The sequence below is a fragment of the Pseudomonas furukawaii genome, assembly GCF_002355475.1.
Classification (GTDB): domain Bacteria; phylum Pseudomonadota; class Gammaproteobacteria; order Pseudomonadales; family Pseudomonadaceae; genus Metapseudomonas; species Metapseudomonas furukawaii.
The window spans coordinates 5,370,901-5,386,240 of record NZ_AP014862.1; the positions used below are offsets into that span (position 1 = coordinate 5,370,901).

At 64.6% G+C, this 15,340-nt stretch carries 12 protein-coding genes; 4 read left to right on the forward strand and 8 right to left on the reverse strand.

Annotation, left to right across the window (positions count from 1 at the left end):
- Positions 1–32: 32 nt before the first annotated feature.
- The 3 genes from KF707C_RS24975 to KF707C_RS24985 are packed head-to-tail and all read right to left on the reverse strand — an operon-like array spanning position 33 to position 4,442.
- The gene (locus KF707C_RS24975) at positions 33–1,322 is read right to left on the reverse strand and encodes an SEL1-like repeat protein (protein ID WP_331251401.1); all 1,290 of its coding nucleotides are present in this window, start codon (positions 1,320–1,322) and stop codon (positions 33–35) included.
- A complete protein-coding gene (locus KF707C_RS24980; RefSeq protein WP_096368063.1) occupies positions 1,312–2,592 on the reverse strand; it encodes an SEL1-like repeat protein in 1,281 nt (426 codons plus the stop codon). Before KF707C_RS24980 ends, KF707C_RS24975 begins: the two co-directional genes overlap by 11 nt.
- Complete coding sequence (locus tag KF707C_RS24985; RefSeq protein ID WP_003448617.1) at positions 2,592–4,442, reverse strand: phospholipase D-like domain-containing protein; 1,851 nt, start codon at positions 4,440–4,442, stop codon at positions 2,592–2,594. The genes KF707C_RS24980 and KF707C_RS24985 overlap by 1 nt, the downstream gene beginning before the upstream one ends.
- A 657-nt stretch (positions 4,443–5,099) precedes the next feature.
- Between KF707C_RS24985 and KF707C_RS24990 the strand changes: the two genes are divergently transcribed.
- Together KF707C_RS24990 and KF707C_RS24995 are read left to right on the forward strand one after the other, a co-directional pair.
- The gene (locus KF707C_RS24990; RefSeq protein ID WP_003448615.1) at positions 5,100–5,573 is read left to right on the forward strand and encodes a BRO-N domain-containing protein; all 474 of its coding nucleotides are present in this window, start codon (positions 5,100–5,102) and stop codon (positions 5,571–5,573) included.
- Between the two features lie 333 nt (positions 5,574–5,906).
- Positions 5,907–6,149, forward strand: coding sequence for a hypothetical protein (locus KF707C_RS24995; RefSeq protein WP_003448614.1), 243 nt, complete (start codon positions 5,907–5,909; stop codon positions 6,147–6,149).
- A 43-nt stretch (positions 6,150–6,192) separates the two neighbouring features.
- Here KF707C_RS24995 and KF707C_RS29500 read toward each other — a convergent pair whose 3' ends face one another.
- Positions 6,193–6,363 (reverse strand): hypothetical protein, encoded by a 171-nt coding sequence (locus tag KF707C_RS29500; RefSeq protein WP_003448613.1) that lies wholly within the window; start codon positions 6,361–6,363, stop codon positions 6,193–6,195.
- A gap of 310 nt (positions 6,364–6,673) precedes the next feature.
- Between KF707C_RS29500 and KF707C_RS25000 the strand changes: the two genes are divergently transcribed.
- Entirely contained in the window at positions 6,674–6,883 is a 210-nt protein-coding gene (locus KF707C_RS25000) for a cold-shock protein (protein ID WP_003448611.1), read from the forward strand.
- A 174-nt stretch (positions 6,884–7,057) separates the two neighbouring features.
- Here KF707C_RS25000 and KF707C_RS25005 read toward each other — a convergent pair whose 3' ends face one another.
- Positions 7,058–7,942, reverse strand: coding sequence for a carbonic anhydrase (locus tag KF707C_RS25005; protein WP_192817688.1), 885 nt, complete (start codon positions 7,940–7,942; stop codon positions 7,058–7,060).
- A 295-nt stretch (positions 7,943–8,237) separates the two neighbouring features.
- On the opposite strand from KF707C_RS25005, the gene KF707C_RS25010 reads away from it, so the two are divergent.
- The gene (locus KF707C_RS25010) at positions 8,238–10,046 is read left to right on the forward strand and encodes an ABC transporter ATP-binding protein/permease (RefSeq protein WP_003448607.1); all 1,809 of its coding nucleotides are present in this window, start codon (positions 8,238–8,240) and stop codon (positions 10,044–10,046) included.
- A 658-nt stretch (positions 10,047–10,704) separates the two neighbouring features.
- Here KF707C_RS25010 and KF707C_RS25015 read toward each other — a convergent pair.
- From KF707C_RS25015 to KF707C_RS25025, 3 genes are all read right to left on the reverse strand, one after another.
- Positions 10,705–11,835 (reverse strand): IS110 family RNA-guided transposase, encoded by a 1,131-nt coding sequence (locus KF707C_RS25015; protein ID WP_096368012.1) that lies wholly within the window; start codon positions 11,833–11,835, stop codon positions 10,705–10,707.
- A 296-nt stretch (positions 11,836–12,131) separates the two neighbouring features.
- Complete coding sequence (locus KF707C_RS25020; protein WP_003451969.1) at positions 12,132–13,532, reverse strand: sigma-54-dependent transcriptional regulator; 1,401 nt, start codon at positions 13,530–13,532, stop codon at positions 12,132–12,134.
- Positions 13,533–14,990 (reverse strand): sensor histidine kinase, encoded by a 1,458-nt coding sequence (locus tag KF707C_RS25025; RefSeq protein WP_036992744.1) that lies wholly within the window; start codon positions 14,988–14,990, stop codon positions 13,533–13,535. It abuts the gene before it with no gap.
- Positions 14,991–15,340 lie beyond the last annotated feature (350 nt).

Below are 15,340 nucleotides of genomic sequence, written 5' to 3' on the forward strand. Positions count from 1 at the left end.
GCAGCACAAACGGAACAGCCAGCCCCCAGGTTCTAGGCCTCACCGAGCATCCTCCACCTGACCCGCTCCGGACCCTCGGTGACTTTTGCCGGCAGCGGCCAGAGGCGGGCCGTGCGTCGCTCCAGCGTCAGTGTCGGCAGGATCTCGCCCTCCCGGAAGCGGCGGCGGGCCTTGTCCTTCACGGTGATCCAGAAGAAGTTCACATCCATCGCCTCCCAGTAGCCGGCACGTGGGCAAGGCTCGCCGCTGACGCAGATGGGCGGCGAATCGAGGTAGACGAAGTGGGGGGACTCCGGCGTTGGGCGGCCGGTGGCGGGATCGAGGTGCTTGTCCCTGGCCAGTTGGTGGATCAGCGCCTCGCTGGGCTTGGGCGGCGGGATATTGGCCTTGCGTTCCTCCAGCCACTGGAGCTTGCCGTCCCAGGGCGGCAGCTCGGCGGGGGGCAGCGGGACTATTTCATTGATCTCGGGGACTTTGGGAGAGGCGTAGGAGGCTCTGGCGAGAATGCGCCAGATGGTCTTGTAGCGTTCAGCGCGTTCGAGGTCTTTCTCTTGGTTCAGGTAGTAAAGAGTGTCAGTCGGGAGGGGGCCTCGAAAGCCTTCTTCCAGAAAGCTTGCAGAAGATTCATCGCCTGCTGCGACTCCCAGTTGAAAGGCTTCTAGTGCCTCCTGATAGCGGCGAATTCCAACTAGATTTACACCGAGATCCGAAGCCGCATCACCGTGCCCTTGCTCTGCGGCACAGCGCCGCATCTGTCGGGCAATATCCGGTGCGATATCGCTTGGCGCCAACTTGTCCGCTACCAAGGCCTGGGCCAGGGCGCTGCCCTCGTCGGCGGCCTTGCGGTAATAACGCAGGGCCATTTCAGGGTCTTCCCTCAGGCCGGCCGCCCCCTGTTGCAGCAGGATGGCGATGAAGTAGTAACCGCTGGCCACCTCGGCGTCGATCAACTCCTGGCTCAGGCGCAGGAACTCCTCGCTGCGCAACGTGAAGTGGCCACGAAAGGCGCCGTTGATCAAGTTGATGCTGGCCTTGTAGTGCTGGTGTTCGGTGGCAATGCGGTAGAGGCGCTCGACTTCGACATCCACTGTCGGGTCCTGCTTGAGCTGGTTGTTCTTCTGCAGCCAGCGCGCGTACTTGAACAACTGGTCGCTGTCGGCCGAGGCCTCGGGGATGCGCTCGTGACGGCAGGTGAAGGCCAGGTTGGGGCGAATCTGGGAGAGCGGGTCCACGGCGGTGTCCTTTTTCAGTTTGAGTCCATGGCCGCCGCAGGCGGCCAGCAGCACAAACGGAACAGCCAGCCCCCAGGTTCTAGACCTCACCGAGCATCCTCCACCTGACCCGCTCCGGGCCCTCGGTGACTTTGGGTGGCAGTGGCCAGAGGCGGGCCGTGCGTCGCTCCAGCGTCAGTGTCGGCAGGATCTCGCCCTCCCGGAAGCGGCGGCGGGCCTTGTCCTTCACGGTGATCCAGAAGAAGTTCACATCCATCGCCTCCCAGTAGCCGGCGCGTGGGCAGGGCTCGCCGCTGACGCAGATGGGCGGCGAATCCAGGTAGACGAAGTGGGGGGACTCCGGCGTTGGGCGGCCGGTGGCGGGATCGAGGTGTTTGTCCCTGGCCAGTTGGTGGATCAGCGCCTCGCTGGGCTTGGGCGGCGGGATATTGGCCTTGCGTTCCTCCAGCCACTGGAGCTTGCCGTCCCAGGGCGGCAGCTCGGCGGGGGGCAGCGGGAGGATGTCGTTGATCTCGGGGACCTTGGGAGAGGCATAGGAGTAGTCCGCAAGGATGCTCCAGATTGCTTTGTAGCGTTCAGCGCGTTCGAGGTCTTTCTCTTGGCCTAGATAATGGAGAGTGTTCGTTGGGGTGGGGCCACGAAAGCCTTCATCCAGAAAGCCTGCAGATGTTTCATCGCCTGCTGCGACGCCCAGTTGAAAGGCTTCGACTGCCTCTTGATAGTGACCATCCCCAGCTAAATCTACGCCGAGGTCCGTCGCCGCATCGCCATGCCCTTGTTCCGCCGCACATCGCCGCATCTGCCGGGCGATATCCGGTGCGAATCTGATAGGCGCCAACTTGTCCGCTACCAAGGCCTGGGCCAGTGCACTGCCCTCGTCGGCGGCCTTGCGGTAATAACGCAGGGCCATTTCCGGGTTCTCCCGCAGGCCGGCAGAGCCACGTTGCAGGAATAGGCCAACGAAGTAGTAGCCACTGGCGACGCCGGCATCCATCAGCTCCTGGCTCAGACGCAAGCGCTCCTCGCCGCGCACTTTGAAGTGGCCACGAAAGGCGCCGTTGATCAGGTTGATGCTGGCCTTGTAGTGCTGGTGCTCGGCGGCAATGCGGTAGAGGCGTTCGACCTCGGCGTCCACCGCCGGGTCTTCCTTGAGCTGGTTGTGCTTCTGCTGCCAGCGGGCGTACTTGAACAGCAGGTCGCTGTCGGCCGAGGCCTCGGGGATGCGCTCGTGACGGCAGGTGAAGGCCAGGTTGGCGCGAATCTGGGAGAGCGGGTCCACGGCGGTGTCCTTTTTCAGTTTGAGTCCATGGCCGCCGCAGGCGGCCAGCAGCAGGGTCATCAGCAGGAGTAGGGTGCGCATCAGTCGAGATTGCTCAGGGTGGTCTTGTCGTAGAGGAATTCCACTACAGGAGTATCTGGTGGAAGATCTTTTGACTGGCGCTCCTTATTCTTCTTGATGAGCTCTTCCCAGGCCTTGAATGCATCCTTCGGATTGTCCTGCACACCCTGGCCAGCGGTATGCAGATTCCAGAGCCGCCGGCGCATGGCCTGGGTCACCTCGTGCCACTCGTGGAGGATGTTCAGCTCGCTGTCCACCTGCATGCTGCGAGTGTTGATGTTGGCCGAGCCGTGGGTGGTGAGCACGTCGTCGACGATCATCAGCTTGGAGTGGATGTACACCGGTACCCAGGGCTTGCCGGCCGGCGAATCGGGGGCCACCAGGGAGCAGACGTGGACTTTCAGGCCAGGGCGTGTCTCGGGGATCAGGTCTTCGTCTTCAATCTCCTTGATCTGCTCATCCAGCTCCTTCTGCCACTTGGCCAGCTCCTGTTTGCCATGCCAGTCATTGGCGCCATCCGGGCGAGGCTTGGGTGGCATGTCCCGTTCGGCTCGCTTGATACGCAACTCCTTGGTGACCTTGGGAATGGTGTCGGCCCGTCCCAGGCTTTCCAGCATGCGCTGGGTGTTGACGGTGCCCTTGCCGATGCCTTCGTCCGTGACATTGGTGACCACGAACAGGTGCAACGCGCCATGTATGCCTGGATCGCGCCCGTTGTTGGTCTGTACTTTGGCGGCCTCGAGAATGGCCTCTGCCAGGGGCGGCCAGCGGAAGTACTGGTTCTCGATGTAGATGAACTGGGTGGCGTTGTTGATGGCCTTCAGGTAGCCCGCCTGGATATCGCGAATCCCGCCCCGTTCCTGGGCCTGGGTGCGCAACAGTTGGGCCATCAGCGCAGTCCCGCATTCCGTGCGTGGTTGCAGTTGCACGGCCACCTCATAGGCGTTGCGTGAGCGCAGCAGGTCTTCGCCGGTTTCCTTGGCCCAGGCGGTGGCGAAGTTGTGGTGCAGGTCCCTGAGGATCCGGCCGGTGATCTGGCAGGAAATGTCCTGGCGCGGCAAGGCCCCGCGGGGGCCACGATTGGGGGCGTGGGTCTTCGCATCGGGGCGCTTGGGATCGGGCCGCCAGAGGGCCGAATGGTGGTCGGTGTCCCAGTATTCATCGAGCATGTTGTGGCCCATGACGAAGCCGATGGCCCGCTCCGGCAATTCGAAGTCGACCAGCACGGACTTCTGGTGGTGGGTCACCGTGTGACGCATGACGAAGGCGGAGCGCTTGGCCAGCTCCGGGTCAAGGCGCCTGAGCTTGAGCTGGTGGGCGATTTCCGTACGCTCGGACAGGCTGAAGTCACGGCTGACGAACAGCGGGATATGGGCATCCGCCAAGTCGGCTGCCTTGTCATCGGCGACCGCGTATTGCTTGAACCACTGGCGGTCGTAGGCGTACTGCTCATCGCTGGAGGTCTGTCCTGCCCGGTCGGCGAGACCGCCCTTGCCGGGCAGGTTGGCTTCACCGGCCATCCCCGCCGCATTGAGCGGCATCTCCCACCCCAGGATGCGCACCCGCACCCCTTGCCGGGCCTTCTCTTCCAGCAGTACGCCGATGCAGCGGTCGTCACTGCCATCGCGGATGAAGTGCATCGAGGGCTGGAAGCCCCAGCAGATGATGTCGACCGAGCGCTGGGCCTCGGCGATGGCCTGGTGCACCGCACGAAAGGCCTCCTCGCCATTGATCAGGGGCTTGTAGCTGGCGGGCCAGGGCCGGTACTCGGTATCGCAGACGAACCAGGGCGTGCTGCAGACGGCTTCGTGGGTGTGCTGGAGGGCGATGGGTACGACGATTTCGGGGTGCCTGGCGTTGGCGGGTCTCATCGAGTGTCTCCTTTCTGGCCCTGGCGCGGCTCCAGGGCGAGTGGGTAACGGGCTTCGTCGTTGGAGCCGGAAGCCGGCGGGACGGCGGTTATCTAGGCCGATAACGCTTGGGTGGGGAAATCAGAGGAATCTGGAAAGGCGCTCGAAACGTCTGAGTACTGGACGATTTTTGGCGGGCTGTAGGTGCCCGGGACTCGCGAATCGAACCGATGTCGAGCGATGCTGAACCTTCGCCAGCAGGGTGCCCCTGTGAACCTGGCCGGTGCGCGCAGCGCACCCTACGAACAGTCCTACCCGCCAACCGCCTTGCAGTCCTACAAGGCCCCTCGATAGCGTCTCGCCCCGTTGCGGCTTCGGCTGCGACCGGGATTAGAACCCCCGTAGATGTATCGCGAAGCCAATAGCGCCATAAGCAGGATCAGCGAGCCGCTCTGTCGACTCGCCGCCCCTGGCAGTCTATGGCGGACCGTGCAGGGTGGGCTCATGCCCATCCGGTTGTTGGCTTCGCGGCCGGGGTTCTAACCCTGCACGGTCCGCCACCCTCCTTCACGGTGGCGGCTACTCGGTTCCAGACAAGGAGTTTGAACATGAGAGCCCCAACCCTGCCTCGGCGCCGCAAAGGCGCCCTTTCCCCCCGCCTCCGCCAGGAGGTGCGCCATGACTGACTACCTCACCCCCACGCGCTTCCTGCGCTTTCGCCTGTCGTTGCGCGCCCTGCTGATCGACGACCGCCCCTGGTTCGTCGCCCGCGACCTGGCGAAGCTGGCCAGCATCCGCACCGACACGGACTTCACCCGCAAGCTGGATGAGGACCAATGGCGCGACGAGGTGATCCGCCTGGAGGACGGCGGCTTCCGCCTGGAGCGGCTGGTGAACGAGAGCGGCCTGCATCAGCTGCTGCTGGTGCACTACTACCACCCGGAACATCGCGGGCTGCGTCGCTGGATCAGCGACGAGGTGGTGCCGGCCCTCAGCCGCGAAGGGACGGCGGGTCAGCAACCGCGCCGGCGATTACTGCGCTGGCAGGGCCAGCCGCTGACCCTGATGGAGTGGCAGGGCACGCTGTGGATTCGCTACGAGGACATGCCGCGACTCCAGGGCCAGGTGCCGGAACGCGAAACGCTGCGCTGACGAGAACTTCCGAACTCGTTCTATATCTTCCCCAGCACCACGGACTGTTAAATGGGCTTGCAAGGCTCAGTACTCATTGCAATTGAAATCATCAACGAGTTAGGGCCGCAATCAGTACCACCCTGGATGGTGTTCAGGCTCCCGCCCTGCTGATTGCGGCCCCCTTTTTCACCCGCCCTGCGCCTTTTCCTCCCCCCAGTCACGGCACGGCAGTCGTGAAACGACCACTCGTCGGCGACCTCCGGTCAGAAAGTTCCACCCAGGCAGGGTAATTGCCGTTCTATGGGTAGATAGTAAATTTTTCACCCCCTTCGACCTTCGAGCGAGGTGGCCATGAAACGAGAATTCCCCGAGCACATCGCCTGGAGCGAAGCGCGCATGAACGGCGACCATGCGTTGGCCTTCGTCGCGGTCCAGCCGCGCAATCCGCGCAAGGAAGCACGTTTTCACCTGGTGTATGACGGCACCAGCTTCGCGCAACTGTCCGAGGCGACCCACGCGGCGGAGCGCGCGCTGCAAGGCATCCTGCGCTTCGATGGTTTCGATGCGCCGGTGTTCAATTCACCGGAGTGCTGAGTGGCGGCGGGGACGGCGGGACCACGGGAGCCGTGGCCCCCTGTCAGCTGGCGGGGGGCTTGGGCTGGGCCTTCGACCACTGGGACTTCTTGCGGTCCGGGTCCCAGCCGGACTTGCCGGTAGGCACCTTGGTGATCGCCCCGCCCTTCTCAAGGAACGCCCGGGTCTGCTCATCGAGTTGGGATCTTGCGCGGTTCGTCTCGAAATCGGACATGAACGTCACCTTTTAGTCGCGGGGCGTCATGATGTGCGCCCGGACGAGGGACTATACAGGCTCGCTCGCCAGCCGCGTGAACAATCGACCGCCCGTCCCCGATCCGAACAAAAAACCGCAGCAACCGAAAGAAAAAGCTATCCAATCTCGTCAGACCCTGTATCCTGCCGCCACTGCCTGCACAGTCTCGCGGCACCGGCTTGATGATCTGTCCTTTCGATGTTCCATCTCCTCGGCTCGCTTCACTACGCATACAGTCATGGCCTGGCAAGTTGCCCGGCTAGCATTCAATTTACCTTGGAGACACATCATGTCCGCACGTCAAACCGGTACCGTTAAGTGGTTCAACGCCGAGAAAGGTTTCGGCTTCATCACCCCTGAGCAAGGTCCGGACGTATTCGTTCACTTCCGTCAGATCGAGTCCACCGGCTACAAGTCCCTGGACGAAGGCCAGCGCGTAAGCTTCCTGGTTACTGCCGGCGCCAAAGGCCCGCAAGCCGAAGCCGTTCGCGCCGAGTAAGCACGCCTTACCCACAAGAAACCCCGCCTGGTGCGGGGTTTTTTGTTTTCTGCGCCAAGGGCCGGGACGGGCCTTGCGTCCATGCGGGCCCGACTTTCCTCACAAGGTACGCGCCAGCAGATCGCGGCGCGCGTCGCCCATTCGACGAAGGCGTATCCAACCCGACACCCGGCTTCAGTCCTCATCCACCTCGCGCCCATCAAGAGCGCGAGCCGGGCGATGGTTGTCGGGGAACAACTCCCGGAATCGCTGGATCTGGCTGGCGGATAGCTGAATGGGTTGCTCATACAGCACCCACTTCACGCCCTCGGTACAGGGCGGAGTGGTCAGAGAGCCGTCATAGAACAGATGATGCCCGGTGGCGGGGAGCAGCCTTTGCAGCTGCGGTGCCATCAGCAGGCCAAGCCTCGCCTCACCCCCTTCTTCTTCGGGCAGGACGTCCCAGAGATCGGCCAGTTCATCGTTCGCCTCTCCCTGCTCGATCATCACGCCCAGCACCAGCAAACCACCATCATCGGCCTGGTGGACCAGATGCATCTCCATCGGGTACTCGCGCTGATCGAACTGGTGCTCGCTGGGCGTATGGAAATGGAACTGCATCAAACGATAGTGCCGCCCCATATAGCTCAAACCGGTTTCCCCCATCGGCTTTGCCTGGATGCTATGGCCGTTGTTGAGGACCTCCATCGGCAGCACCTGGTAGTCCACGCGCAAGGCATCGGAGTCGACGCTACGGGAGGTCACCTCACGCCAATCGATGTTTACCGGCGATTGCATCTGCCCGGTGGAGCAGAGTTTGTCCCCCAGCTCGCCCCAATGATCGGGCCCCTGGTCACCTCGATAGGACCAGTGGGCGGGCGAGGCGCTAACGGCCTGAACACTCAGGCACACTGCAGCGATAAACGAACCAAGAACACGAGCCATTGTTGCTCCATAAGTGGAAATCAGCCGCTGCAGGCTGGAACTTGAGCCGCGCAGCGGTTGCGGAGGGGGCGAAATCGACAGCCGCAGATCGGGAAAGCAGGCGGCTCTTCGAATGCGAAAAAGCTTATTGAACATGTGAACCGCCCCCTATCTGACCGGCACCAATTGATCCGCACTTCACACCAGGACTCGTCAGAATTTCAGTCGTCTCCGGATACACGCCGATTCTTGCCGAGCTGAGCCGCTTCCCGACCACTCCGGCCCCAAACGTCCCGATGTCGAGCCAGATGAACACCCTGCCGCAAAGACGGTCTCACTGCTGGCCAGGGATGCGGCGGTGCTACTATCGCCCCGCACTGCCGGCGGCCCGTCGCGGTCCCTGGCAAGCGCATCCCCGCCCTATCCCCCTGAAGAACCACGGATACCCAGCATGGAAATGGATTGGAGCAAGGCGCTGCAAGAAAGCCTCGGCTGGCTTGCCATCGCGTCCCTGATCACCATCGTTGCCTTCGCCGCGGCCGGTGCCGCAGCAGTGAAGTTCACCCGTTGGGGCAGCCAGTTCTGGCAGATCGCCGGCCCCTATCTCAGCCCGAAACGCAGCTGGCGACCGCTGCTGGCGTTCACCCTGCTGCTGGTGCTGACCCTGTTCTCGGTACGCATGAACGTGCTCTTCTCGTTCTGGTACAACGGTTTCTACAGCGCCCTCCAGGGGCTGGACCAGAAGGCCTTCTGGTACTTCCTCGGGATCTTCTCGGTGCTGGCCACCATCCACGTGCTGCGGGCGCTGTTCACCTACTACGTGACCCAGGCCTTCAATATCCACTGGCGGGTCTGGCTCAACGACCGGCTCACCGCTGACTGGATGAAGGGCGACGCCTACTACCGTGGCCAGTTCCTCGCCGAGCCGGTGGACAACCCCGACCAGCGTATCGAGCTGGACGTGAATTCCTTCGTCAACGGCTCGGTCTCCCTGGCGCTCGGCGCCGTGAGCGCGCTGGTCTCCCTGGTGGCCTTCACCGGCATCCTCTGGGGCCTGTCGGCGCCCTTCGAGCTGGGTGGCGTGGAGATTCCCCGGGCCATGGTCTTCGCCGTCTACATCTACGTGATAGTCGCCACCTGGATCGCCTTCCGCCTGGGCCGTCCGCTGATCCGGCTGAACTTCCTCAACGAGAAGCTCACCGCGAACTTCCGCTACGCCCTGATGCGCCTGCGGGAATACGCCGAGAACGTCGCCTTCTACCAGGGCACCGCGATCGAGCGCGGCACCCTGCTCGGCCGCTTCTCCGCGCTGATCGGCAACGTCTGGGCGCTGGTCTACCGGACCCTGAAGTTCGACGGCTTCAACCTGGCGGTGAGCCAGGTGGCGGTGATCTTCCCCTTCATCCTCCAGGCGCCGCGCTTCTTCAGCGGCGCCATCAAGCTGGGCGACGTGATGCAGACCTCCCAGGCCTTCGGCCAGGTGCAGGACTCGCTGTCGTTCTTCCGCAGCTCCTACGACACCTTCGCCCAGTACCGCGCCACCCTCGACCGCCTCACCGGCTTCCTCGACGCCAACGAGGACGCCCGCGAGCTGCCCCGGGTCATCACCCAGGATGCGGCGGACAGCCTGCGCATCGAAGGCATGGACGTGCTGCGCCCGGACGGCCACCGGCTGCTGGCGGACCTGAACCTCGCGCTGCAACCCGGCCAGGCGCTGCTGATCAGGGGCCCCTCCGGCAGCGGCAAGACCACCCTGCTGCGCTCCCTGGCCGGCCTCTGGCCCTACGCCGAGGGCAAGGTCCAGCGCCCCGGCGGGCACCAGGCGCTGTTCCTCTCCCAGCGCCCCTACCTGCCCCTGGGCGACCTGCGCACCGCCATCGCCTACCCCAACACCAGCACCCCGGCCGACGACGAACGCCTGAAGCAGGCCCTGCGCCGGGTCAACCTCGCCCACCTGGCGGAGCACCTGGACCTCAGCCAGGACTGGACGCGCATCCTCTCCATCGGCGAACAGCAGCGCCTGGCCTTCGCCCGGGTGCTGTTCAACCAGCCGCGCATCGTTTTCCTCGACGAGTCCACCTCCGCCATGGACGAAGGCCTGGAGCACGCCCTCTACTCGCTGCTGCGTGAAGAGCTGGGCGATACCCTGCTGGTGAGCGTCGGCCACCGCGCCACCCTCACCCAGTTCCACACCCATCGCCTGGAGGTGGACGGACAGGGCGGCTGGTCGCTGCTGGAGCAACAGCCGGCGATGGCGTAATACCCGCGTCCTCGAACGTCCCCAGCAGGATGCCGATGTGTGGGCGTCGATCAGGAGCGTCGTCGATCGCGATCGAGCAGCGAGCGCCGTAGGAGCCGGCTTGCCGGCGAATGCGCGGACAGCTTCGCGGGCGAGCCCGCTCCTACAGCAAATGCGCGAACAGGTTCGCCGTAGGAGCCGGCTTGCCGGCGAATGCGCGGACAGCTTCGCGGGCGAGCCCGCTCCTACAGCAAATGCGCGGACGGGTTCGCCGTAGGAGCCGGCTTGCCGGCGAACGCGCGGACAGCTTCGCGGGCGAGCCCGCTCCTACAGCAAATGAGCGAACAGGTTCGCCGTAGGAGCCGGCTTGCCGGCGAACGCGCGGACAGCTTCGCGGGCGAGCCCGCTCCTGATATGGATTGACCTGTCAACTCTGGGTCTATTCTTTCGTTTTGTTCTTCTCCGCCAGTGGCTTCGGTTCAGGGGGTGGAGGGCGATTAGGCGACGGTGGATCACTCTGATATACGTGGGTTGGTTACCGACCTGACTTCACTTCGTCGCGGAGCTGCCCTTCTCTACGGTCGTGGGTCTGTCCTCCTCGCAGAGGACGCCACATAGGAGCGCCAGGGGTTCTCCTCACCGGCCCTCCACCCCCTGAACCGAAGCCACTGCTGCGGGTTCATGCCACGGCCTTACTACCGTGTGCCTTGCCCGCCACCGCGCAGGCGATGGCCCAGATGAATCCCGCCAGCTCCCGGGCGATGGCGGTGGTGACCTGCTGCTTGAGCTTGCCCGCCGCCAGCAGCGCTCGATAACGACCGCACAAGCGCATCTGCGCGTGCCAGGCGATGGCCTGAACCACCGCCGAGGTTTTCGCCGCGCGCGCCTCGATGACGCGTGTCTTGCGTGCCGGGAAACGGTAGTTCCACCCCGCTTCCACCAGCACCCGCCGGACATGGCCATTGCCCGTGCGGGTAATGCGGCCCTGGCGGCGTGAGCCACCGCTGGAGTGCTCGCTGGGAACCAGTCCCAGGTAGGCCATCAGCTCGCGCGGCGAGTCGAAGCGACTGAGGTCGCCCAACTCCGCCAACACCGTCATCGCCGTGATCAGGCTCACCCCGCGCAACGCCATCAGGGCTTGCGCCACCGTACCCAGCGACCAGCCGGCCAGCGCTTCGTGCATTTGCGCTTCCAGATCGGCCACCCGCCGTTGCATCGATTTAACGGTGTCGAGGTACTCCTGCAGGACGATCTGCTGCACCGGCGAGTCAAGTTTCACGCTCGCCAACCAGTGGAAATGGGCCTGGGTCCAGCGACTTTTACCGGCATAGACGTGCCCATGACGCAGCAAGAACGCGCCCAGGCGTTGCCGGCACTTCAGTTCCAGGGACTTCATGTCCTCCCGGGCGCGCGTCAAGTCGCGGATCGCTTCCTGCTCCTGATCCGGCACCCACACCGCCGTCAGCTCGCCCGCCCGATGCAGGCGCGCCAACATCAGGGCGTCCCGACGGTCGGTTTTCAACCGCTCGCCCGCCTTGCGCGGAATCAGCGAGGGCGCCACCACCACGCAACCATGGCCCAGCGCTGTCAGCTCACGGTAAAGGCCGTAGCCGCAGGGGCCGGCCTCGTAGCAGAAGCTCAACGCCTCGCCCTGCCGGCTCAGCTGCTTGAGCAGTTTGCGCAGCGCGCTGTCGCGGTTCTCGATGGTGCCGTGATAGTCCGGCTCACCGCGCCCCGGCCGTGCCACCGCGACAGCAATCGTCGCCTGGTGAACGTCCAAACCTACATAGACCTGGTTAAACTCGTTCATGACCTGTCCCCCTCGATGCGGCTCTGTGTTGGAGGTGTTTCCACCCCGAAAACATAACCCGCGCTTTCGAGGTGGGGCAGGTCAATCCATGATGTCTACGTAATGAGCATGCGCAGCGGTCTTGGCGCCTGAAGAGAAGAAAAGAAATCGGGGCCGGTGTGAGGGGCACCGGCCCCGGTGGACGATGGGGCGATGCGAGCAGGATCGCAACCCGTCCACAAGGATCTCCACCTCCCGTACAGGCGAGAGGGAGTGCCAGGGAATCGTGGCGCTGGCGCGCCGGGTCCCAGGGCGGATCAGTGGTGACGATCCGGCCTCACCAGGCCCAGTTTCTCGATGCGGTAACGCAGCATGTCCCGGGTCAGCCCCAGCAGCCGGGCGGACTTGGTGACGTTCCAGTCGGTCCTGTCGAGCATGCGGATGACCATGTCCCGCTCCGAATCGGGCTCGCCATCGCCCGGGCCGTGCCCCCTGGCCTGGGTGCGGTAGTGTTCACCCTCCACCAGGGTCGGGCAGATATGCAGTTGCGCGGCGGTGACCAGGTCGCCCTGGGCCAGCAGCACGGTCTGCTCCAGCATGTTGCGCAGCTCGCGCACATTGCCGGGCCAGCTATAGCCCTGCAGCAGGTGCTCGGCCTCGCTGGAGAAGTGCAGCCCCGGCTTGCCGTAGCGCCTGCCGTGGAGCTTGAGGAAATGCCGGGCCAACAGCAGGACGTCCCCCTCGCGGGCATAGAGGCGCGGCACCTTGATGGAAATGATCCGCAGGCGGAAGAACAGGTCCCGGCGGAAGCGCCCCTGCTGCACCATCTGCTCCAGGTTGCAGTTGGTGGCGCTGATGATGCGCAGGTTCACCTTGCGCTCCTTCACCGAGCCGATGCGGCGGATGGTGCGGTCCTCCAGCAGCTTGAGCAGCTTGGCCTGGAGCACCAGGTCCATCTCCCCCACCTCGTCGAGGAACAGGGTCCCGCCGTCGGCCGCCTCCACCAGGCCCAGGCGGCGGTCCTTGGCGTCGGTGAAGGCGCCCTTCTCATGGCCGAAGAGCTCCGCCTCCAGCAGGTGCGCGGGGATCGAGGCGCAGTTGAACTCGACGAAGGGCCCCTTGCAACGCGCGCCGTCGAAGTGCAGCGCGCGGGCGATCAGTTCCTTGCCGGTTCCGGTCTCGCCCTCGATCAGCACGGCCGGCAACTCGGCGTCGACCATGCGGCTCTCGGCGTCCAGCAACTGGCGGACCATGGACTTGACCTCCAGCATCGCCGCCGACTCGCCGATCAGCGCCTCCAGCCCGGCGTCCTGGGCGGCGCGGGCCTGGTAGAAGTCCAGCTTGTGCTCCAGCCGCTGGGCATCCAGGGCCTTGTCCAGCAGCAGCTTCAGCTCGGCCAGCGCCACCGGCTTGGTCAGGTAGTGGAAGGCGCCGGCCTTCATGGCCTGCACCGCATCCTCGATGTTGCCGTAGCCGGTCATCATGATCGGCTTGACCTGCGGCACCCGGTGGCTCACCTCGCGGATGAGTTCATGGCCGCTCATGCCCGGCAGGGAGTTGTCGGTCAGCAGCACATCGGGCACCTGCTCCTGCAGCAGCTCAAGCGCTTCTTCCGCGGAGTGGCAGACCAGGGCCTCGAAATTCTTCCGCTCGAGGTAGGTCCTGATATTGCCGGCCAATAGCTCGTCGTCTTCGACGATCAGTACGCTGTGCTCCATTTATCCACGCTCCCCCGCCACCTTGAAGTTCAGGCAGATGCGGGTTCCCTCCCGTTCGCGGCTGGTCAGGCTGACCTGGCCACCGAAGCGTTCCATGATGCGTTTCACCATCACCAGCCCCACCCCCAGTCCACCCTGCTTGGTGGTGTAGTAGGGCTTGAAGGCCAGGGTTTCCTGCTTGCGGCTCATGCCCTGGCCGGTGTCGGTGATGGCCAGGGCCAGGCGCTTGCCGCTGCTGTCGGGGGTCACCTCGATGCGCAGCAGGCCGCCATTGGGCATGGCCTCGATGGCATTGGCCAGGAGGCTGTTGAGGACCTGGGCCAGCAGCACCCGGTGGCTGATCACCGCCGGCGCGGCCTCGGCCCGGAACTCCACCCGCACGCCGGAATGGCGGATCTGCTGATCGAAGCCGTGCAGGGCCTCGTGGATCGCCGCGATGGGCTCCACGGCCTCGAACTCCCCGGACATGGGGCGTGCCGAGATCAGCAGTTCGCGCACCCACTTCGACATGCGGTCCACCTGGCTGATGATGTCGGTGATGTTCTTGCGCACCGGGGGATCCACCATATCCTGGGCCAGCTCCGCGCTGGAGCGGATCGACGCCAGGGGATTGCGCAGGCTGTGGGCCACCGCCGAGGACATTTCCCCCAGGGCGACGAAGGTCTCGTTGGCGATCAGCTGGCTCTGCTGCTGGGCCAGCAGCAGCGAGGCGCGGCGCACTATCCAGAACAGCCCGAGGTAGATCAGGCCGCCACCGAGGGCGCTGGCCAGCCAGATCAGCATGAAACCGCGCTGGATGCGGCTCACCAGGTCCCGGGGCTCCTTGTAGATCTCCACCACCGTGGCCACGTTGCCCTGGTCATCCAGCAGCGGGATGTAGTTCTCGATGAACAGGGTGCGCGGCGCGCGGAGGAACTTCTGCTCGCTGCGGCTGCCGCTCACCGCGTCGTAGCTGGTGGCCACCTGGCGGGGATGGGCGAAGGCCTGCTCCAGGTCGTCGTGGCCGCTCAGGTCCTTGCCCACCAGCGAGGGGTTGGTGGACCAGACGATGACCCGGTCGGCGCCGTACACATTGGCCAGCAGCGCATCGGGCAGCAGGGCGATGTGGTCGAGGAACTCGCTCCGCGCCCGTTGTCGCGCCGCCAGCATGGACTGCGGGTGGTAGGCGTCCTGCCGGGCGTCCAGCAGCTCGCCCATGGTCATGCTGGCCGGCAGCGCCACGTGGCGGGTCTCGGCGTCGGCGATGGACTGGATGAACTGGGCGCTGAGCATGGCGTCGCGCTCGATGCTTTCGGTCAGCACGAAGCGCGTGGAAATGACGCCGAGGCCGATGGCCACGCTGGCGATGACCACCAGGCTCACCAGCGAGAACCAGCGCAGCAGGTTGAATTCCGGAGGCGGCGAATCGCCGGTCTTGCCAGTCGTGTACCTATCCCAGATCACAGACAGAGCGCTCATGGAAACCTTCCTATGCGGTGCGTGATGGGTTCGACCCGTCGAACCAACCGGGACGGCCTTGGACGCTGGTGCCGTTGCATAAACCAGGCCGACTTTCTCCGGCCCTGCGCAAAGCCCCTCCACAGAAGGCTTGCCCCACTTTCCCCAGCATTCCCCAGTGCCCCCAACCGCCCCCAAATTCACCCAGTTATGGGGGGACTCCCCCACCCTTGCGGCGGTCCTGGCAACCCCCTCCCGATTCGCTGAAAGCCTCGTGGGAGATGGCTTTCAACGGTGCTCAGGAGACACTGGCACGGTCGTTGCGGAGGGGCGATCAGCCAGCCTGCGGGGCCGCCAAAACCCAAGGGAGG

Bases quoted from the DNA above. Each gene is read 5' to 3' on its own strand.
- KF707C_RS24980 (WP_096368063.1), bottom strand. From the start codon at position 2,592: ATGCGCACCCTACTCCTGCTGATGACCCTGCTGCTGGCCGCCTGCGGC.
- KF707C_RS24985 (WP_003448617.1), bottom strand. From the start codon at position 4,442: ATGAGACCCGCCAACGCCAGGCACCCCGAAATCGTCGTACCCATCGCC.
- KF707C_RS24990 (WP_003448615.1), top strand. From the start codon at position 5,100: ATGACTGACTACCTCACCCCCACGCGCTTCCTGCGCTTTCGCCTGTCG.
- KF707C_RS24995 (WP_003448614.1), top strand. From the start codon at position 5,907: ATGAAACGAGAATTCCCCGAGCACATCGCCTGGAGCGAAGCGCGCATG.
- KF707C_RS29500 (WP_003448613.1), bottom strand. From the start codon at position 6,363: ATGTCCGATTTCGAGACGAACCGCGCAAGATCCCAACTCGATGAGCAG.
- KF707C_RS25000 (WP_003448611.1), top strand. From the start codon at position 6,674: ATGTCCGCACGTCAAACCGGTACCGTTAAGTGGTTCAACGCCGAGAAA.
- KF707C_RS25005 (WP_192817688.1), bottom strand. From the start codon at position 7,942: ATGTTCAATAAGCTTTTTCGCATTCGAAGAGCCGCCTGCTTTCCCGAT.
- KF707C_RS25010 (WP_003448607.1), top strand. From the start codon at position 8,238: ATGGAAATGGATTGGAGCAAGGCGCTGCAAGAAAGCCTCGGCTGGCTT.
- KF707C_RS25015 (WP_096368012.1), bottom strand. From the start codon at position 11,835: ATGAACGAGTTTAACCAGGTCTATGTAGGTTTGGACGTTCACCAGGCG.
- KF707C_RS25020 (WP_003451969.1), bottom strand. From the start codon at position 13,532: ATGGAGCACAGCGTACTGATCGTCGAAGACGACGAGCTATTGGCCGGC.
- KF707C_RS25025 (WP_036992744.1), bottom strand. From the start codon at position 14,990: ATGAGCGCTCTGTCTGTGATCTGGGATAGGTACACGACTGGCAAGACC.